Origin of the sequence: Phaeobacter sp. LSS9 (assembly GCF_003443595.1) — a bacterium.
In the GTDB taxonomy this organism is placed as follows: domain Bacteria; phylum Pseudomonadota; class Alphaproteobacteria; order Rhodobacterales; family Rhodobacteraceae; genus Phaeobacter; species Phaeobacter piscinae.
Genome location: NZ_CP031956.1, coordinates 1,769,935 through 1,789,407, shown reverse-complemented (window position 1 = coordinate 1,789,407; position 19,473 = coordinate 1,769,935). Strand labels below are relative to the sequence as shown.

General features: G+C 60.0%; 18 protein-coding genes. 8 read left to right on the top strand and 10 right to left on the bottom strand.

All coding sequences use genetic code 11. The features are described from left to right. Positions 1 to 23: 23 nt before the first annotated feature. The 6 genes from D1820_RS08530 (at position 24) to D1820_RS08510 (ending at position 7,773) form a co-directional block, all read left to right on the top strand. Positions 24 to 2,999: a formate dehydrogenase subunit alpha gene (locus D1820_RS08530; RefSeq protein ID WP_118068555.1), complete on the top strand. Its 2,976-nt coding sequence runs from the start codon at positions 24 to 26 to the stop codon at positions 2,997 to 2,999. A gap of 12 nt (positions 3,000 to 3,011) precedes the next feature. Continuing rightward, positions 3,012 to 3,605, top strand: coding sequence for a formate dehydrogenase FDH3 subunit beta (gene fdh3B / locus D1820_RS08525; RefSeq protein WP_014875661.1), 594 nt, complete (start codon positions 3,012 to 3,014; stop codon positions 3,603 to 3,605). A 94-nt stretch (positions 3,606 to 3,699) separates the two neighbouring features. Continuing rightward, positions 3,700 to 4,944 carry a formate dehydrogenase subunit gamma gene (locus tag D1820_RS08520; RefSeq protein ID WP_118068554.1) on the top strand — a complete coding sequence of 415 codons (1,245 nt, stop codon included), beginning with the start codon at positions 3,700 to 3,702 and terminating at the stop codon, positions 4,942 to 4,944. Positions 4,945 to 4,962: 18 nt separating this feature from the next. Beyond that, on the top strand, positions 4,963 to 6,285 hold the full coding sequence (locus D1820_RS08515; RefSeq protein ID WP_118068552.1) for a c-type cytochrome: 1,323 nt from the start codon (positions 4,963 to 4,965) through the stop codon (positions 6,283 to 6,285). Between the two features lie 4 nt (positions 6,286 to 6,289). After that, complete coding sequence (locus tag D1820_RS19255) at positions 6,290 to 6,415, top strand: hypothetical protein (RefSeq protein WP_255352594.1); 126 nt, start codon at positions 6,290 to 6,292, stop codon at positions 6,413 to 6,415. Beyond that, positions 6,412 to 7,773, top strand: coding sequence for a sigma-54 dependent transcriptional regulator (locus tag D1820_RS08510; protein ID WP_096872333.1), 1,362 nt, complete (start codon positions 6,412 to 6,414; stop codon positions 7,771 to 7,773). Before D1820_RS19255 ends, D1820_RS08510 begins: the two co-directional genes overlap by 4 nt. A gap of 47 nt (positions 7,774 to 7,820) precedes the next feature. Here D1820_RS08510 and D1820_RS08505 read toward each other — a convergent pair whose 3' ends face one another. The 9 genes from D1820_RS08505 to D1820_RS08465 all read right to left on the bottom strand — a co-directional run bounded on the left by D1820_RS08505 (position 7,821) and on the right by D1820_RS08465 (position 16,899). Beyond that, entirely contained in the window at positions 7,821 to 9,791 is a 1,971-nt protein-coding gene (locus D1820_RS08505) for a cache domain-containing protein (protein WP_118068550.1), read from the bottom strand. Positions 9,792 to 9,924: 133 nt separating this feature from the next. Beyond that, positions 9,925 to 10,650, bottom strand: a complete 726-nt coding sequence (locus D1820_RS08500; protein WP_118068549.1) for an SDR family NAD(P)-dependent oxidoreductase — start codon at positions 10,648 to 10,650, stop codon at positions 9,925 to 9,927. Further along, a complete protein-coding gene (locus tag D1820_RS08495) occupies positions 10,647 to 11,378 on the bottom strand; it encodes an SDR family oxidoreductase (protein ID WP_118068547.1) in 732 nt (243 codons plus the stop codon). Before D1820_RS08495 ends, D1820_RS08500 begins: the two co-directional genes overlap by 4 nt. A gap of 1 nt (position 11,379) precedes the next feature. Next, the gene (locus tag D1820_RS08490; protein WP_118068545.1) at positions 11,380 to 11,928 is read right to left on the bottom strand and encodes a DUF3833 domain-containing protein; all 549 of its coding nucleotides are present in this window, start codon (positions 11,926 to 11,928) and stop codon (positions 11,380 to 11,382) included. Next, positions 11,925 to 13,148, bottom strand: a complete 1,224-nt coding sequence (locus tag D1820_RS08485) for an MFS transporter (protein WP_118068544.1) — start codon at positions 13,146 to 13,148, stop codon at positions 11,925 to 11,927. Before D1820_RS08485 ends, D1820_RS08490 begins: the two co-directional genes overlap by 4 nt. After that, positions 13,148 to 13,711 carry a chalcone isomerase family protein gene (locus D1820_RS08480; RefSeq protein ID WP_118068542.1) on the bottom strand — a complete coding sequence of 188 codons (564 nt, stop codon included), beginning with the start codon at positions 13,709 to 13,711 and terminating at the stop codon, positions 13,148 to 13,150. The genes D1820_RS08485 and D1820_RS08480 overlap by 1 nt, the downstream gene beginning before the upstream one ends. Beyond that, the gene (locus D1820_RS08475) at positions 13,704 to 14,861 is read right to left on the bottom strand and encodes a cyclopropane-fatty-acyl-phospholipid synthase family protein (RefSeq protein ID WP_118068541.1); all 1,158 of its coding nucleotides are present in this window, start codon (positions 14,859 to 14,861) and stop codon (positions 13,704 to 13,706) included. Before D1820_RS08475 ends, D1820_RS08480 begins: the two co-directional genes overlap by 8 nt. Further along, positions 14,861 to 15,613 carry a DUF1365 domain-containing protein gene (locus tag D1820_RS08470; RefSeq protein WP_118068539.1) on the bottom strand — a complete coding sequence of 251 codons (753 nt, stop codon included), beginning with the start codon at positions 15,611 to 15,613 and terminating at the stop codon, positions 14,861 to 14,863. The genes D1820_RS08475 and D1820_RS08470 overlap by 1 nt, the downstream gene beginning before the upstream one ends. Continuing rightward, complete coding sequence (locus D1820_RS08465; RefSeq protein WP_118068538.1) at positions 15,610 to 16,899, bottom strand: NAD(P)/FAD-dependent oxidoreductase; 1,290 nt, start codon at positions 16,897 to 16,899, stop codon at positions 15,610 to 15,612. Before D1820_RS08465 ends, D1820_RS08470 begins: the two co-directional genes overlap by 4 nt. 148 nt (positions 16,900 to 17,047) lie before the next feature. Between D1820_RS08465 and D1820_RS08460 the strand changes: the two genes are divergently transcribed. Then, positions 17,048 to 17,698 carry a sigma-70 family RNA polymerase sigma factor gene (locus tag D1820_RS08460; protein ID WP_118068536.1) on the top strand — a complete coding sequence of 217 codons (651 nt, stop codon included), beginning with the start codon at positions 17,048 to 17,050 and terminating at the stop codon, positions 17,696 to 17,698. Further along, on the top strand, positions 17,695 to 18,330 hold the full coding sequence (locus D1820_RS08455; protein ID WP_118068535.1) for a ChrR family anti-sigma-E factor: 636 nt from the start codon (positions 17,695 to 17,697) through the stop codon (positions 18,328 to 18,330). Before D1820_RS08460 ends, D1820_RS08455 begins: the two co-directional genes overlap by 4 nt. 111 nt (positions 18,331 to 18,441) lie before the next feature. On the opposite strand, the gene gap is transcribed toward D1820_RS08455, so the two are convergent. Next, positions 18,442 to 19,449, bottom strand: coding sequence for a type I glyceraldehyde-3-phosphate dehydrogenase (gap, locus tag D1820_RS08450; protein ID WP_118068533.1), 1,008 nt, complete (start codon positions 19,447 to 19,449; stop codon positions 18,442 to 18,444). Positions 19,450 to 19,473: the final 24 nt, after the last annotated feature.

The following is a 19,473-nucleotide window of genomic DNA, read 5'->3' as shown; positions in this document are numbered from 1 at the left end:
TAAGGGAAGCAAGGGAGGAACACATGCTTAGGAAAAAGACCAACGGGGTTGCGCGACGCCCCCAGCGGACCAGTATCCTGTCCAAGGTTGCGGAAAGCTCCGTTGACCGCCGCGCGTTTCTGCGCGGATCCGGCCTGGCCATCGGTGGCCTTGCCGCCATCAGCGCCACAGGTGGATCTGTCACCAAGGCGAATGCCGCAACCGCTGCGGCAGGCGCGGTGGAAACCGTCAAATCTGTCTGCACCCATTGTTCGGTCGGCTGTACCGTCGTGGCAGAGGTGCAAAACGGCGTCTGGACCGGTCAGGAACCCGGTTGGGACAGCCCGTTCAACCTTGGTGCCCATTGCGCCAAAGGGGCCTCTGTGCGTGAACACGCCCATGGCGAACGCCGCCTGAAGTACCCGATGAAGAAAGAAGGCGGGGAATGGAAGCGCATCAGCTGGGAACAGGCGATCAACGAGATCGGCGACGGCATGATGCAGATCCGCGAAGAAAGCGGGCCGGACTCCGTCTACTGGCTGGGGTCAGCCAAGCACAACAACGAACAGGCCTATCTGTTCCGCAAATTCGCCGCCTATTGGGGCACCAATAACGTCGACCATCAGGCGCGGATCTGTCACTCGACCACCGTTGCAGGTGTTGCAAATACATGGGGCTACGGCGCCATGACCAACAGCTACAATGACATCCATAACTCCAAGGCGATCTTCATCATCGGCGGCAACCCGGCAGAGGCGCATCCCGTCTCGCTGTTGCACGTGCTGAAGGCCAAGGAGCAGAACAACGCGCCGCTGATCGTCTGTGATCCGCGCTTTACCCGCACGGCAGCTCATGCCGACGAATATGTGCGCTTCCGCCCCGGCACTGATGTGGCGCTGGTTTGGGGGATCCTGTGGCACATCTTTGACAACAGCTGGGAAGACAAGGAATTCATCCGCACCCGTGTCTGGGGAATGGACCAGATCCGCGAAGAAGTTGCCAAATGGACGCCTGAGGAAGTTGAGCGTGTGACCGGCACCCCCGGCAGCCAGCTGAAGCGCGTGGCGCGGACATTGGCCAACAACCGTCCTGGCACCGTGATCTGGTGTATGGGCGGCACCCAGCACACCACTGGCAACAACAACACCCGCGCCTATTGCATCCTTCAGCTTGCGCTGGGGAACATGGGCACCTCGGGTGGCGGCACCAATATCTTCCGTGGCCATGACAACGTGCAGGGCGCAACCGATCTTGGCGTTTTGAGCCACACGTTGCCGGGTTACTATGGCCTTTCCAAAGGCGCCTGGGCCCATTGGGGCCGTGTCTGGGGCGAAGATGGTGAGTGGCTGTCGGCGCAGTTTGACTCCGTCAAAGGGGCCGACGGCAAGGATAAATCGCTGCAGAACCTGACGGGTATCCCGGTCAGCCGCTGGATCGACGGTATCCTTGAAGACAAGGACAACATGGATCAGCCCAACAACGTGCGGGCCATGGTTCTGTGGGGCCACGCGCCGAACTCTCAGACCCGTATGACGGAGATGAAGACGGCGATGGAGAAGCTGGACATGCTGGTCGTTGTTGACCCGTATCCCACCGTCTCTGCCGTGCTGCATGATCGCACCGATGGTGTTTATCTGCTGCCCGCCTGTACCCAGTTCGAGACCCGTGGATCGGTCACCGCGTCGAACCGGTCTTTGCAGTGGCGTGACAAGATCGTCGATCCGCTGTTCGAGAGCCTGCCAGATCATGTGATCATCGCCAAGTTCGCGAACAAGTTCGGCTGGGGCGACCGGCTCTTCCGCAATATTGAGATGGAAGACGCCGAAACCCCGAATGTCGAAAGCATCACGCGCGAATTCAACAAGGGTATGTGGACCATCGGCTACACCGGTCAATCACCGGAGCGGATGAAGTTGCATATGGCCAATCAGCACACCTTTGACCGCACCACGCTGCGGGCCGTGGGTGGTCCTGCTGACGGGGACTACTACGGTATGCCCTGGCCCTGCTGGGGCACCGCCGAAATGGGGCATCCGGGCACGCCGAACCTTTATGATATGTCCAAACCGGTATCCGAAGGTGGCCTGACCTTCCGCGCGCGCTTCGGCGTGGAGCGGGATGGCGACAACCTTCTGGCCGAGGGTGTCTATTCTGCAGGGTCGGATATTCAGGATGGCTATCCCGAATTCACCTATCAGATGCTGAAGGATCTGGGCTGGCACACCGAACTGACCCCAAGTGAGCGGGCGTTCATCGCCAAGGCAGCTGGAGTGGACGGCTTTGCCGACTACACCCATGAAGTTGGGGAACAAAGCATGTCGCCCTTCCCGTCGGACTATGACGATAAGGTCGCCAAGGTGAACTGGAAGACGGATCTGTCCGGTGGCATTCAGCGGGTTGCGATTGCCCATGAGTGTGCGCCCTTCGGCAATGCCAAGGCGCGGGCCGTGGTCTGGACCTTCCCGGATCCGGTGCCCATCCACCGCGAGCCGCTTTACACCAACCGCCGGGATCTGGTCGAAGACTACCCGACATATGAGGACCGTCATTCCTACCGGTTGCCGACCCTCTATGCGTCGATCCAGAAAAACGACGTCTCCAAGGAATATCCGATCATCCTGACCTCTGGTCGTCTGGTCGAATACGAAGGCGGCGGCGAGGAAACCCGGTCCAATCCGTGGCTGGCAGAACTGCAGCAGGACATGTTTGTCGAAATCCACCCGCGCGATGCCAACAATATCGGCATTCGGGATGGATCGCAGGTCTGGGTCGAAGGTCCGGAGGGCGGCAAGGTCAAGGTCATGGCAATGGTCACAGAGCGGGTCGGAGAGGGCGTTGCCTTCATGCCGTTCCACTTTGGCGGTCACTACCAGGGTGAAGATCTGCGCGACAAATACCCCGATGGAGCTGACCCCTATGTCTTGGGCGAAAGTGCCAACACCGCGCAGACCTATGGCTATGACAGCGTGACCCAGATGCAGGAGAGCAAGTGTACTCTCTGCAAGATCAGCGCAGCATAAGGAGAAAGAGATATGGCAAGAGCGAAGTTTCTCTGTGACGCCGAACGCTGCATTGAATGCAACGCCTGTGTCACGGCCTGTAAGAACGAGCACGAGGTGCCTTGGGGTATCAACCGGCGCCGGGTGGTGACCATCAATGATGGCAAGCCCGGCGAGCGGTCGATCTCGGTCGCCTGTATGCATTGCTCGGATGCGCCCTGTATGGCGGTGTGCCCGGTCGACTGCTTCTACCAGAACGAGGAAGGCGTGGTCCTGCACTCCAAGGATCTCTGCATTGGCTGCGGCTATTGCTTCTACGCGTGCCCCTTTGGCGCGCCGCAATATCCGCAGGCAGGCAACTTTGGCAGCCGTGGCAAGATGGACAAATGCACCTTCTGCGCCGGTGGCCCTGAGGAGACGCATTCCAATGCGGAGTTCTCCAAATACGGCCGCAACCGGATTGCCGAGGGCAAGCTGCCCATCTGTGCCGAGATGTGCTCGACCAAGGCGCTGCTGGCGGGTGACGGAGATGTGGTTTCCGCTGTCTACCGCGAACGTGTGGTGGCCCGTGGCTTTGGCTCCGGTGCCTGGGGCTGGGGCACAGCCTATGACCAGAAGGGCGGCTGATCAGCCTCCTTTGACATGATGGGATGGCCCGCCCGCGCGGGCCGTCCTGTTTCCATATTCAGTTTCCAAGACAACCCATGAAGGAGTGTGGCCCATGCTGCGCATCGCCTTTGCAATTTTGATGCAACTGACGTTGATCGCGGGGGTCGCTGCGGCGCAGGACGCACCGGATGCCCCCGCGACGGGTGCTGTGCCGGATCGCAGTGCCACAGGCGGCGCGCAGACGCTTGAGGATATTCTGGCGCGGCAGCGCGGGGAAAAAATTGACGACAGCTTTCGCAGTGATGACACGGGCGCGGCGGCCCTGGGGGCTGGGTTGACGGAACAGCTGGGCACGCTTGGCGGCGCGTCTGACCCTGAGCTGTGGCGCGCGATCCGCTATAACGCTGCTGATCTGCGCGTGTCGGCAGGCGGTGATGTGGCCACCGTACTGGTGCAGGATGGTGGCATGCGCTGGCTGACCTTCCGCGAGGGACCGTTGCGCACCTACGGTGGCTGGCTGCTGCTGGGCACTATTGCGGCGCTGGCTCTGTTTTATCTGCTGCGCGGTCGCATCCGCATTGACGAGCCCGCAACCGGGCGCAGCGTGATGCGGTTTCAGTTCATCGAACGGTTTGCCCATTGGATGCTGGCGGGGTCGTTTATCCTGCTTGGCCTTACTGGTTTGGCCAGCCTGTTTGGTCGTCTGGTGATTGCGCCTTATCTCGGCAAGGAGATCAATGCAGGCCTGCTGATCTGGAGCAAATGGGTGCACAACAACGTCTCTTGGGCGTTCATGCTGGCGCTGGTCATGGTGTTTGTCATGTGGGTCGCCCATAATATTCCGAACCGGACAGATCTGGTGTGGATCCGCCAGATGGGCGGTATCGTCGGTAAATCGCACCCGCCGGCGAAAAAATTCAACTTTGGTCAGAAATTGATCTTCTGGTCGGTGATCGTTTTCGGTGTCTCCATTTCTGTCTCCGGACTGTCGCTGCTGTTTCCGTTTGAAATTCAGCTTTTTGCCAAGACCTTTGCCATTCTGAACGATCTGGGGCTGCCGCAGCTTGTGGGGTATGGCACGCTACCGGTTGAACTGGCACCGCAGGAGGAAATGCAGCTGGCGCAGAGCTGGCACGCGATCCTCAGCTTTGTGCTGATGGCGATCATTCTGGCACATATCTACATCGGGTCACTTGGCATGGAAGGCGCCTTTGACGCCATGGGCAGCGGCGATGTGGATGAGGCTTGGGCGCATCAACACCACTCTCTCTGGTTGGACGAGATGCGTGAAAAGGGTGAAGTCACCCCCGATGGCACGGGTGGTGGTGGCGCCAAGGGCGCAACACCGGCGGAGTGATCGGCGGTGGCCCGCCACATGTCAGCACACGCCGGTATGTCCCGCAAGTTCTGCGCTATTTTGGGGGCGGCAGCGCTGTCGTGGATGGGTGTCGGCGACTACGCGGACGCAGATGAATTCACCACATTAAAGGGTCATGGCGGCCCGGTCATGGCACTGGCGGTGTCGCCGGAGGGGCAGGTGGCCACCGGCAGTTTCGACAATGCGGTGGGGCTGTGGCATGATCGCAGCCCGCGCTGGCTTGAGGCCCATGACGCGGCTGTGACCGCACTTGCATTCATTGATGCCGGGCGACTGGTCACCGCAGGAGATGATTTTGCGCTTTACCTCTGGCCTCAGGGCAGCGGTAAAGGAGAGCTGATCGGGCGGCATCAGGGCAAGATCCGGGCGCTGGCCGTGGTACCGAACGGTGACACCCTTGTGTCGGGCAGCTGGGATGGGGAAATCGGCCTTTGGCCGCTTGATGATGGCTCCGAGCGGCGGATCACGGTTGGCAGCGGGATCAACGATGTTGCGGTCGGACCGGACGGATCTATCTATGCGGCCACCATGAGTGGGCAGATCCTAGTCTACGAGGATGTCGACAGCCCGCCGCGTCGGCTGGTGGATCAGGGGTTCGGGATCAACCAGCTGGTGTTGGGACCGAATGGTGATTGGCTGGCCTATGGGGCTGTGGATGGTGCCACCCGTGTTGTTGACAGTCAGAGCGGCGATCCGGTTGCGGATTTCACGCTGGAACGGCGGCCCATTCTGGCAATGGCGCATCACGCGGAGACAGCGCGGCTCGCCGTGGGGGACGGGCAGGGCTATATCATGATGGTAGATACGGAGACTTGGCGCATCAGCGCCGATTTTCGCGCCACCCGTGCGGGGCCAGTCTGGGCATTGGATTTCGCACCGGACGGGCGGACGATCTGGGCGGCGGGGCTGGATGATCTGGCCTATGGCTGGCCTGTTGCGCTGATGGGAGAGGCTGAAGCGCAGATCGCGGGCAATCGCGGGTTCCTGAAAGACCCGGCCACGATGCCCAACGGGGAGCGGCAATTTATGCGGAAATGTTCCATCTGCCACGCGCTTGACGCTGGGGACAGCCGTAAGGCGGGACCAAGTCTGCATGATGTCTTTGGCCGTCCGGCGGGAACGCTGGCCGGGTATCGATATTCAGAGGTCCTTGATGGATCTGATATAATTTGGGGAGAGGCGACGATTGATGCCCTCTTCGATCTGGGGCCGGATCACTATATTCCGGGTTCCAAGATGCCGATGCAGCGGATTACGGACCCGCAGGACCGGCGCGATTTGATTGCGTTTCTGAAACGCGCAACCAAGGTGGAGAAGTGACCAAATGAAAGCCATGTTGACGGGATTTGCCGCCATCATCGTGATTGCTGCCGGTGCGAATTTCGCGCTGGATCAGGCAGGATTTGCCGCTGAAGAGGTGCATTCCGGCCCCTCTGTGCGACTGGACTGACCGTGCTGACAGCTGCGTCGCCGCCCCGCGATGAATATGGGGAAAACCTTGCGGGTGCGTCGATACTGGTGATCGACGACGAACCCGGTATGCGCAACTTCATGACGAAGATCCTGACCCCTCGTTGCAAGCGGGTGGAGCAGGCGGCCTCGGCCGCGGAGGCATCGAACATCCTGGATCAGGCGCATTTCGATCTGATCATCCTCGACAATATCATGCCGGGCAAGACGGGTCTGGAATGGGTGCAGGAGCAGCATAAGGTCGGCCTGTTTGCGGACACGGTTCTGGTCACCGCCTATGCGGATCTGGAAACCGCCATTCAGGCCCTAAGGGTCGGCGTCGCGGATTTCGTTCTGAAGCCGTTCCGCGCCAATCAGATTTTGAACTCAGTCGCGCGTGCGCTGGATCGAAAGCATCTGCGGCAGGAGAACTATCTGCTGAAACATGCGCTCTCTGCCGAAGGCACCGCAGCACGCGGGCGGTTGTTGGGGAAATCCCCGGCGATTCAGACCGCGCGCGACATGATCACCCGACTGGCACCTCTGCCCACACCGGTTCTGTTCACGGGCGCCAGCGGTACGGGCAAGGAAATCGCCGCGCGGACGCTGCATTCGCTGTCGGATCGGGCGGAAAAACCCTTTGTTGCAGTCAACTGCGCTGCGATTGCGCCGGACCGGATCGCACATGAGCTGTTCGGCATGGTGGATGCGCAGGACCGCAGGCAGGACGGCTTGTTTCTCTATGCCGATGGGGGGACGCTGTTCCTGGATGAGGTCGCGCAGATGCCGGAGCAGGTGCAGGCGGCCCTCTTGCGGGTGCTAGAGGATCAGCGCATCCGCCCGGTCGGCGCCGAACGCGATATCCCGCTCAATCTGCGGTTTTTGTTCGCCACCAATGCCGATCTGGAACAGGCGGTGGCTGAGGGACGGTTCCGGGCGGATTTGTACCACCGGATCAATGTGGTGAATATCCAGATGCCGCCGCTGAGTGAGCGGGTTGAGGATATCGTGGAGCTGGCGGCACTCTTCATGGAGCAGTTTTCCACCACGCTGGCGATGCCCGCGCTTGAACTGGACGCTGAGACCCTGTTGAAATTCAGTCGCTATGACTGGCCCGGAAATGTGCGCGAGTTGCGAAATCTGATCGAACGCTCGGTCATTCTGGGCGCCTTTCCGGAGGAGTTTGCAGGCACGGGCGCGGTAACAGGGTCGGCCGCGATGGATACGCTGGATCTGGTGATGCAACGCCACATCATGCATGTTCTGGATGCTTGTGAGGGCAACCGGGCAGAGGCAGCCCGCAGGCTCGGCGTCTCGCGCAAGACCGTGGATCGCAAATGTGCCAGTTGGGGCCTTTGATCTGAGAGAGCGGCGGGCGATGCGCCTGCCGTTATTGGGGCCTGCGCCTAAAAGGTCGTCTCAACCGCGGGCAACCAGATTGAGAAAACCGCGCCGATGATTTTCCCGTCTTCAACGCGGTTCTCGGCCGAGATTGCACCGCCTGCACGTTGGATCAGGGTCTGGCTGATCGACAGGCCCAGGCCGGTTCCTTCGCCCAGTTTGGTGGTATAGAATGGGTTGAATACCGATGGCAGGTCTTTCGCCGCAATGCCTGACCCGGTATCTGCAACCTCCAGACAGGCACCGCTGACATCATTCCGATCCATTTCGCGCAAGGTCAGCACAAGCTGGCCTGAGCCCTCCATCGCCTGGACGGCGTTTAGGATCAGATTGATCACCACCTGTTGCAGTTCGCCGGGATCAATGCGCACCGCCGGTGTCTCGCTGAACTGTTTGATCACGGCGACGTCCTGTTTGGTCACGACGTGATCGACCAGCACCAAACAGTCCGACACCACCGGTGCCAGATCCAGGCTCTCCTCAAAGGTGCCGAACTCAGTCGGGCGGGCGAATTGCAGCAGCTTGCCGACGATGGCGCTGATCCGCAGGATTTGATCGTCGATTAGCGCCAGCTCCGTTTCCACGTCCTCGGTTGCAGTGCCGAGTGTCATCCGCATGACATCGACGTTACCCTGAATGACCGCGATCGGGTTGTTGATCTCATGGGCGACACCGGCGGTGATCTCACCAATTGAGGCAAGTTTCTCGCTCATGACCAATTGCTTATAAGTGGCTTCCAGTTTGTCATTGGCGGCGCGCAGTTCTGCGGTGCGCTGGTCAACGCGGTCGTTCAGCTCACCCGCCCAGTCGCGGAGTTTCTGGTCGCGGTCCTGGACCTGATCCAACAGACTATCAAGATGGGCTGCAACCTGGCCGATTTCATCGCGCCGCCCCACATTTCCATTGCGCGCCGCCAAGTCGCCACGTTCCACACGGGCCATGGTCTGGCTCATCTGCTCCAACGGTGCAAAGATCCCCTTGGCCAGCCATAAAAACAAAGGTGCCGAGAGTAGCAGGACCGAGAGGAAGGACAGAACGACGGTCCAATAGGCGGAGACTTTGGCTGCGGCAAACGGCGCCTCAAGAAAGCCCACGTAGAGCATGCCGACCCGTTTTCCGAAACTGTCGGTCAGTGGCAGATAGCCTGAGATATACCAGTCATTCACCACAAAGGCGCGGTCGAGCCAGGTTTGCCCGTCCCCCAGAACAGCGTCTCGTACGGCTTGCGAGACACGCGTTCCGAGGGCGCGGACATCCTCAAATAGGCGAACGTTGGTGGAAATGCGGGTGTCATCCAGAAACAGCGTCGCGGTGCCCTTGCGGCTGATCCGGTGACTGTCGCCGAGATAAACCAAGGCGTTGATCGTATCGATGAAGTCCAGATCCCGGTTCAGCAGCCTCCCCGCCACCAGCACGCCTTCGCTGCCGGGGTTGGACACCGGCGCGGCAGAGTGGATGACCATGCCGCGATCTTCGGCGGGGCGGGTGGTGGGGGCGGCAGCTTCGGTCTCAATCAGTGGAATGCGGGCGCGGTCGCGCAGATCGGCAGAGATCACATCGAGATCTGCGGCAGTGAAGATGTCGATTTCCGAGGCCAGATCCCCTTGGGCGGCGCGGTTGATGACCGGCCAGCGACGGGCATCACGGTCAATGTTGCGCATCGGCAGATAGTAGAGGAAATCGAGCCTGAGCGCCTGCCTGCGTTGGTCCAGATACCTCAGTTGATCCTGTAGCGGCGCGCGCAGGACCTTGGAAAATTGGGTTGAACTGGCAATGGCCGCCAGATCATCGCCGCTGTTTGCCTGCAGCTGGCGGAGGTATTGGTCAGCAATTTTCAGGTCGCTTTCTACGTTGACGATCAGGACGTTATCGTAGTCGGCGTTCCACCGGGCCATTGCCACGACCAGAAGCAGCGGCATCACCACGCTGAGCGGCAGGAGCGCGAGCAGAAGGAGGCGAAGCCGAACAGATTTCAAGGTGATGATTTCCTGTGGACAGCGGGCACATCAGAACCCGAGCAAGTCCAGATGTGCGGGATCGCCTGACTGTGGCATGATGCGGATTGGCGGGGCAAGCCCGGACAGGCTGAACCTGCCGGGCCGTCCCCAATCAGGCTGGAATTTCCTTTCCCGCCCAGTCAAACACCCGACCGCTGTCATCGGGGGACAGGCCGTCGATAACCTGAGCCAGATATGCTGCGGATTGGGACGGCTCGAACAACGCAGATTCAGGAACATTTTTGGAGAACGGACCCGAAAGCGGCGTTCGTACCGTGCCGGGATGCAGCCCGACGCAGATCATCTGGTCATTGCTGCGGGCCGTCTCGATTGCGTAGTTGCGGATCAGCATGTTCAGCGCTGCTTTTGACGCGCGATAGGCATGCCAGCCGCCAAGGCCGTTGTCGCTGATTGAACCGACCCGCGCTGACAGCGCTGCAAAGACGGCACGCCCTTTGCGTGGCATGATCGGCAGCAGATGTTTGGCAACGTTGGCGGGGGCAAAGGTATTTATTTCAAAGACTTTCCTGAAAGCCTCAGGATCCTGCTGGCGGTAGCTTTTTTCGGGTGTGAGGCCCGACTCATCGGACAGGATACCGGTCGCGACAAGCACGAGATCCGGCGCGATATCCCGGCTACGCAGAGTGTTGGCCAGCTTGCTAAGCTGTGCGTCGTCTGTTATGTCCACTTGGTGCGTATCGACCCTGGGGCGCGATGGCAACGCGCTGCGGGCCACTGCGGTCAGGCTGGCGAGGGACTGCGCCGCATAGTGATCCACCAATGCCGATCCGATACCGCCCGTGGCACCAATAATCACGATATGCTGTGGCGCACTCATTTACCCGCTCCCATCAGGCGCAGGAACAACTTGCGCGGCAGGTACTTTCCGACCGTGAACACCCAGGCAAATGGTGCCGGGAAACTGGTGCTGAAGCGTCCGCTTTTCATGGCTTTCATGCAGGCTTCCGCCGCCTCATCCGGGGTCTGGATCATGGGCATGTTGAAGTCATTTTTTTCGGTCAGCCGGGTCTTGATGAAACCGGGATTGATCACTTGGATCTTGATTGGGGTCTGGAGTAGATCCGCCTGGAGATTTTCCGCCATATGCATAACAGCGGATTTGGAAGCGCCATAACCGGTGGCGCCGGGAAGGCCCGTATGACCGGCGAGAGAGCCGATCAGCACGATATGCCCCTCATTGGCGGCCACCATCTGAGGCACCACTCGGCCGACCACACGAATGGCCCCCATGAAATTCACATCACAGATCAGTTCAACCTTGTCGGCATCCCACTCCTGCGCGGGCATTGGATCGTAGGCGCCCGCGCAATAGAGGACGCCATGCACCTTGCCGATCAGGGCAGCAGCCTCACGGATGGCGTCACTATCGGTCACATCCAGTGGCAGGGCGGTGGCATTGGTCAGCTCCCCCGCGAGGTCCTGCAATCGTTCCTCGCTGCGGGCCGAGAGCATAAGCCGCGCTCCGGCTGCGTCCAGCTTTTGGGCAATGGCACGGCCCAATCCTTCACTGGCGCCGATGATCCACCATGTCTGTCCTGCAAACATCTTAGGTTCCTTTCGGACGGATGGTGGCCACCAGCTCGGCGACCTTGATGCCGAATTTGCGCATTTCAGAGCGGTTCATGATGGTGCCGTTCTCCATCAGATACATCCAGTCGGTGACGTCGAGCACGTGACCACCCGCACTCTCGGGGAGGCGGATGCGATAGGTCAGGCGCACGGTTGCGCCGCTCTGCTGACCCTTGCCGGTACCGATGATGTCATCTGCGGTCGCGGTGAACGCCCCGTCCTCCCCCATGGTGAGAAACCACTTGCGTTGCTGCGTGCCGCTGCTGGCATAGGAGAAATCCTCGCTCAACGTGCCGGTGTTGCCGTCCCAAGCTCCGTTCATTGTGGCGACAAAACGCGAGACCACGCGGCCCATTGGGCCATAGATCATGCCTTCGGAGATCATTTCGCCGCTCAGATGTGTGCGAATGTCGAAGTCGGGACCGGTGCCGGCGTAGTGCTGGGGGCGTTGGCTGCGAAACCCGAAACCGGGCCGGAGCAGTGCAAGCAGCAGCACCAGGATGATCGCTACAAGCAGGAGTTTCATGGTGCGGTGACCTTTCTTGGGAGTCGGAGGACCATCGCGATGGCGATGAGTTTGATACAGCAGGGAATGATGGCGTAGGCCCATGTCAGGGTCTGGAGCGCGGCGATGCTGTTCTGGCCGCCGGGGGTGAAGCCGCTGAGTTGCAGCATCGGCAGGAGCAGAACTGCCGCCGCAGCAAGCGCCAGTTTGGCGGCGAAGGACCAGAGCCCAAAGGCCTGTCCTGCCTGCAACCCGGCCCGTGCCAACATGCGCGAGAACAGCACCGGCAGGATCACCATATCCGCGCCAAGCGCCGCACCAGATCCGACACAGATCATGGCAAACCCGAGCGCGGCACCAGCAGGCAGAAACGCTGCGGAAACAAACGATAGTATCGCCAAAATCATCGCCGGAAACAGCACATTGCGCGCCCCATAGCGGTCAGCGGCTCGCGTCCATAATGGTACCGAAAGTCCGGCAGCGAGGAAGAACAACACCAGAAAGGGACCGGCCATATCGGGCAGTGCCAGCTTGTCCTCGACAAAGAACAGAAACAGCGTTGAGGTCATGGCAACGGGCAGGCTGTTGACCAGAGCCAAGGCCAGAAGGCGAAAGCCACCAGCCTCACGCAGGGCGGTAATTGACAGGGGCTGCTCCGGGCGCGGGGTCGTGGTCCATAGACCGCGGGTCAGCCACCAGACCGCTATGCAAAGCCCCGCAAGCATCGCGCCAAATGCAGGATAACCGCCCTGACCGACCCCCAGTGCCCCCAATAGGCTGGGGGCGAGGGCGGCCAGAATGATCCCGACCAATGTGCCTCCCTCGCGAAATCCGGCAAGGCGGATCAGTGCCTCCGGACTGCCGGCGAGTGCGGTGCTTTGTCCATAAAACAGCACGGTGCCCAGACTGTAGGCTGTGAACAGCAACACCAATGCAATCACCAGCCAAGGCAACACGCCACCGGCAGTTGGGCGATATGTGTAGAGCAGAAGGAATCCCACAGCCATCCCAAAGGCCGCCAGTGCCGCAAAGGTCGCCCGCTCCTGTGGCCAGCGGTCGGTGATCCAACCCAGCAGCGGATCCTGCACGAAATCAAGCACCCGTATTCCGGCCAGCACTGCCGCCAAGGTGGCCAGACTCACCCCAAGCTCCGCCGTCGCAAAACGTGGCAGATGAATGTAGAGCGGCAGGCCAGCAGCGGCCAGCATCATGGCAAACAGGGAGACACGGGTGGCTTGCATCAGTTGCCCCTGAGCCGACTGGACAGGCGTGCGGACCGGCTGTTGGGAGACAACCAGATATTCAAAAACCGTTTGCGAGCCTCTGCATGGCGCACATCACAGGTCCGCCGACCATTGAGGTAAAGGGCCACCTGGTTCGGATCCTGTGTGGTGGCGACAAAACTGTCCCCGGCTGCCACATCGCGAAAGCAGGTTTCCAGCTTTGCAATCAATCGCTCCTGATCCGCGCGTGGCCCCTCAAGCCGGGTCAGTTCAGCGGCAGTCGCCTTGGTCAGCTGCGCCCGCGTGAACCCGCGCCGATAACTGAGCTTTAGCGCCATAGGTGTTTGCCAATCGAAACGGTTTTGACCCTCTGCAAACAGGCTTGCATCATATAGCGGCAGGCCGAACCAGCGGAAGGTGACCTCACCCAGTTTGATCGGGGATCGAAGGCCGGTCTCCGCCGTTGCCGCGCTGCTGAAGCTGCTCAGGATCACAGTCAGCCCCAATGCAAAAGCTGCCATGACCGAGCGATGACGCATCGGGCCGATCTTGGTGACGCGGGGCGGGCGTGGATCAGGCATGGGCCAGCTCCACCTGTACGACATCGGTTTGCCCGACCTCAAAGGACGCAGCACAGGTTTCCAGATAATACCGCCAGTTGCGCAGGAAGGCATCGCCATAACCCAGGGCCTGGATCTTTGCCGTCATCGCAGAAAGCCGGGCCGCCCACTCGCGGCAGGTGCGGGCGTAATCCTGACCAAAGGCAAAGTTATCCGTGACTTTCAGCCCGGCGGTGCGCGCCTGATGAGAAATGACTGCATCGGACAACAACATGCCACCGGGGAAGGTGTATTGGCGGATATAGTCAGAGGATTGTCGATAGATATCGAAATAGCTGTCCTGCACCGTGATCGCCTGCACCACGGCACGGCCATCATCCGCGAGGCGGTTTTTCAGGGTGGAGAAATAGCTGGGCCAGTATCGTTCGCCCACGGCCTCGACCATCTCGATGGAGACGATATTGTCGAATTTGCCTTCCGATTTGCGATAGTCGCAGAGCCGGATGTCGGCCCGTCCATCCAGCCGTGCATCGGCATATCCGAACTGGCTGGGAGAAATCGTCAGGCCGGTGACATGGCGGCCCTGTTCGGCGGCGCGATCGGCGAACCCGCCCCAACCGCAGCCGACCTCCAACACCCGATCCCCCGCGTTCAGACGGCTGAGCACGCGGTCATATTTGCGAGTTTGGGCGCGGGCCAGATCATTGTCGCCGGGGGCAAACAGCGCCGATGAATAGGTCATGCTTTCGTCCAGCCACAGCTGGTAGAATTCGTTACCGACATCATAATGCGCCTTGATGTTGCGCGATGCGCCCTTGATTGAGTTGGCGCGCAACATCCGGTCCACCACCCGGTATTTTAGACCCGCCCAGAAGCTGGGATAGGCATAGTCGGTCAGATGATCGAGGTTCATCAGCGCCACTTTGATCACATCTTCGATGCTGGGGCTGTCCCAAAGTCCTGAAACATAGGCCTCGCCGAGGCCGATATCCCCGCGGGCAGCCATAGCGGTGATCGCACTCCAGTCATGCAGTTGAATTTCTGCATGCGGGGCACCGGCGCCGAAATCATGCAGATCCCCTTCGGGCGTATGCAGGCGAAGGCTGCCGTTGCGGATGCGGGCGCAGCTGTCGAGAAAGTCGTGTTTCACACGTTTGGTAAGGAATATCATCAGCTGACCTCATGTTCCGGTGGGGTAGGGCGGGGGCGATAGCTTGCGCCCTTCAGTTTTAGTTTCAGCGCCTGCCAATAGATCAGCGCAACCGTACGCAGGGTTCCGGCAGGTCGGCGCAGGCTGGCACCCAACACGGCGCTGTTGCTCAGCGGTTGGCGCGGGCCGGTCAGGGTCGCCACTACTCCCTGGTCACCATTTTTGTGATCGATGCGGATCGCGATCCGCCGTGGCCCAATGTCGAAATTGAACCAATAGTCTCCCGCGATCTGCTGAAAGGGAGAGACGTGGAATATCTTCTTTGCCTGCAATTTTTCCGACGGGGCAATCGCTGTGAATTTGGGTTTGTGACAGACATAGCTGTGCCGGTCGCCAAAGGTATTGCTGACCTCTGCGATCACGGCGTGCAGCGCGGTGCCCCGAAAGGCGAGCCAGAAACTGACGGGGTTGAATATGTGACCCAGATAGCTTGGTTGCGTCAGCAGCCGGATGGTGATCCCGTCCAGCTTCAAGCCGGCGTCGGCAAAGACCCGTTCCGCCCAGGGCAGCCCGGTCCCCCGACGTGGCGGGCCACCGTGATTGCGATCATGCACCGAAAGCAAATTGAAGCGATTGCGCGAGAACAGCAGCGGGCCGTTTTTAGCACGCGGATCAATCAGCACATAGTCCACGCCATAGCGAAAGCTGTTGGCGATAGCACCATAACGGGCATGGGTGGTCTGCCCGTCGATATGATCGGGCCACTGTGTCATCCCACCACCTTTGTGCGCGCGCCGATCCCCCGTGCGACGCGCACCGCGCTGGCGAAGCCATCTTCATGGAAGCCGTGGCGCAGGTAAGCACCTGCAAACCAAGTGTTGTTCTGACCTTGGATATCGCCGATCTGGCTCTGCGCGCGCAGGGCTGCGGTATCAAACACCGGGTGACGGAAGGTTTTCTGATCGTAGATCAGATCGCTTTGCACGTCTTTCACCGGGTTTAGGGAGACAAAAAGCGGGTCATTTTCGTCGATGTTCTGCAGCCGGTTCATCCAGTAGGTGACGCCGATGGCTGCCCGGTCATCGCGGGTGTCGGCCTTGTAGACCCAGGAGGACCAACAGGCGCGGCGGTGTGGCATCTGAGCGCTGTCATGATGCAGGATCATTTCATTGTCCTGATAACGCATGACCCCCAGCGTTGCCTGTTCAGCGCGCGTTGGCTGGCTCAGCAGGCGCAGGCTGTCGTCCGAATGGCAGGCCATGACCACGTGATCAAAATTCTCGCTGGTGCCGTCAGGCAGATGGATAGACACGCCGTCTGCCGTGCGCTCGACACTGCGCACTGAGGTGCCCGGACGCAGCTGACAGCCCATCTGGTCCAGTCGGCTGGTCAGACGGCGCACATATTCGATGCTGCCACCTTTGACCGTCCACCACTGGTGCTGACCTGAGGCACTGAGCAAGGCGTGATTGCGAAAAAATCGCACCAGTGACTGGGCCGGAAAGCCACGGATCTCATCAGGCGGGGTGGACCAGATCGCGCCACAAATCGGCATCAGATAGTAGCGCTGGAACCAATCCCCCAATTTCAGGTCATTGACCAACTCACCAATGGTGACGCTGTCGCTTTTGGCCACCTGTTCGGCATTGGCATTGAAGCGCAGGATGTCCCTGACCATGCGGAAAAATGCGGGTCGCGCAATGTTGCGACGCTGCCCCAGCAGCGCTCCAAGATCTCGCAGCCCGTATTCCACGCGACCATCACCGATGCTGGCGCCAAAGCTCATGTCGCTCTTGACGACGGGGACCTCCAAATCGCGAAACATCGACGTCAGATGCGGATAATTCACATAATTGAAAACGATGAAGCCCGTATCGACAGGCTGATCCCCATTGCGCCCGGCCATCACCGTGCGGGCGTGACCACCCAGCCGCGGGGCTGCCTCAAACAGGGTGACATTATGCGTCTTTGCCAGCAGCCAGGCTGTGGCCAGCCCGGAAATCCCGCCGCCTACGACGGCGGTACGCTCGCGAGCGGATGATAATGCGTCAAAGGACATGCTGTCTCCATCTGTGATTTCAAGTTGTTACGCGGCTTCTGCCCGAGCGGATCAAAAAAGGTGACAGCAGATTTTGACGAATTGGGGAAAATACGAAAAAAATTCGGCGCAGAGTGATCCAGCGCCGGAAAACCTGCGTAATGCATACATGTTGACCACGCTGAGCGATCCAACTCTTGCAGCCCCTGCGCCGCCCGTTACGGTAGACCGTGACACAAGTGCATTGCGCGAAAGGAAAAAAGTGGAACGGGAGAGCTTGTCTGATCAGACACTCTGGATGCTGGCCGTGCGCGATAACCGCTGCAAGGTGGCGTTTGGACGGCTGTTCGACTATTTTGCGCCGCGCCTCAAGGGGGTGATCTGCCGGTCCGGTATGCCGCCCAGTCAGGCCGAAGAGGTGGTGCAAGACGTCATGCTGACCGTGTGGCGCAAAGCAGCGATGTTTGATCCAGAGCGGGCGCAGGTGTCGGCCTGGATTTACCAGATCGCCCGCAACAGGCAGATCGACGTGATCCGCAAGGAGCGCCGACCAATCCCGGAAGAGCTGAAGCTTCCGGAAGAAACACAGGAAGATGCAGCGCAGATTCTGGCGCTGGATCAGGAAACATCAAAGCTGCGCGCCGCCCTTGCGCGGTTGAAACCTGCCCAGCGTGAGATGGTCGAAAAGGCCTATCTGGGCGAACTGACCCATGCGGACATTCGGGAACAAACCGGGCTGCCATTGGGAACAATCAAATCCCGCATCCGCCTCGGACTTGAGCGGTTGCGTCATGAGTTGAAGGAACAAGGACTATCATGACCGGCGTACGCCATCATATCCCTGACCCGTTGTTGGTGGCTTATGCCTCTGGCAACTTGCCCTATGCCTATTCGCTGGTCGTGGCGACCCATCTGTCGATGTGTGACAGTTGCCGCACCCGGCTGTCTGCGCATCAGGCTGTTGGAGGTTCCGTATTGGAAGCCTGCGGCACCCAGGATCTTTCGAATGATCTGCGGGATCGCGTGTTCGCCGAGTTGGATGAGCCCTATGAGGAGGCGCCGCAGTTTACCCGTTCCGGTATTTTTCCGGCGCCGGTCATGCAGGCGCTTGGTGGCTTGCCGCCCAAGTGGAAGTCCCTTGGTATGGGGGTGCGTCAATCCATCCTGAGCCATGACGACGGGGGCAGCGTTCGGCTTTTGTATATCCCGTCGGGGCAGGCGGTACCGGACCACGGCCACAATGGGCTGGAGCTGACATTGGTGCTGCAGGGCGCGTTTCGTGATGAGACAGGGCGCTTCGGCGTTGGCGATTTGGAAGTTGCCGACGATGATTTGGAACACACGCCGATCGCAGAGGAGGGTGAGACCTGCATTTGTCTGGCCGCAACCGACGCCGCGCTGCGGTTCCGGTCGCTGGTGCCGCGCCTGCTGCAACCAATCTTCCGCATCTGAACATAACAGAGGCTGCATCGGGACAACCGTCGCTGTGCGACACCCCGGTTATGATAAAGGGCTGCCCTAAGGCAGCCCTTTTTGCGTAGTCATCGATGGCAGGTCTGGCGTTCAGTCCTTCATCACCTTGCCCATGTGGCGGCCGGTGTCGACCATCCGGTTGGAGAACCCCCATTCATTGTCATACCAGCTGACAACCCGCACCAGCCCTTCGGCAGTGACAGCGGTCTGCGGCGCGGCAAAGCAGGAGGAATGCGGGTCGTGGTTGAAATCAATGGAGACCAACGGGTCAGTCTCATAGGACAGGATACCAGCCAGAGCCCCTTCGGAGGCGGCCTTCATTGCGTCGTTGATCGCGTCGACTGTCGCAGCTTTCTCAGGGATGAAGCTGAGGTCCACCACGGATACATTTGGTGTCGGTACGCGGATTGCCGACCCCTCCAGACGACCTTTGAGATGCGGAAGCACTTCTGAGATCGCCCGTGCCGCACCGGTCGACGTGGGGATCATCGACAGGGCAGCCGCGCGGGCCCGGTAAAGATCCTTGTGGCTGGTGTCATGGGTCGGCTGATCACCGGTGTAGGCGTGGATGGTGGTCATATACCCGGTCTTGATGCCGAATGTGTCATCCAGAACCTTGGCGACGGGCGCCAGACAATTGGTGGTGCAGGAGGCGTTGGAGACGATCACGTCGTCCTTGGTCAGGTCATCATGGTTGACGCCAAAGACCACGGTGCGGTCGACATCCTTGCCCGGTGCAGAAATCAGAACCCGCTTGGAGCCATTCTTCAAATGTTTGGCGGCTGTGTCATGGCTGGTAAACAGGCCAGTGCATTCATACGCAATATCAACGTCTTGCCAGGGCAGTTCTTCTGGATTGCGGATCGCGGTCAGGCGAATGCTGTGGTTGCCCACCTGCATGGTGTCGCCATCCACCTTCACGGGGGCGCGCAGCCGGCCATGCACACTGTCGTATTTCAGCAGATGTGCCAGAGTTTCAGCCGGGGACAGATCATTGATGGCCACAACCGAGATATCGTCGGCGTTGCTCTCCAGCAGGGCACGCAAAACGCCGCGGCCAATGCGTCCAAATCCGTTGATAGCAATTTTCAGGGTCATATGTGCAACTCCGGTGATGATGTG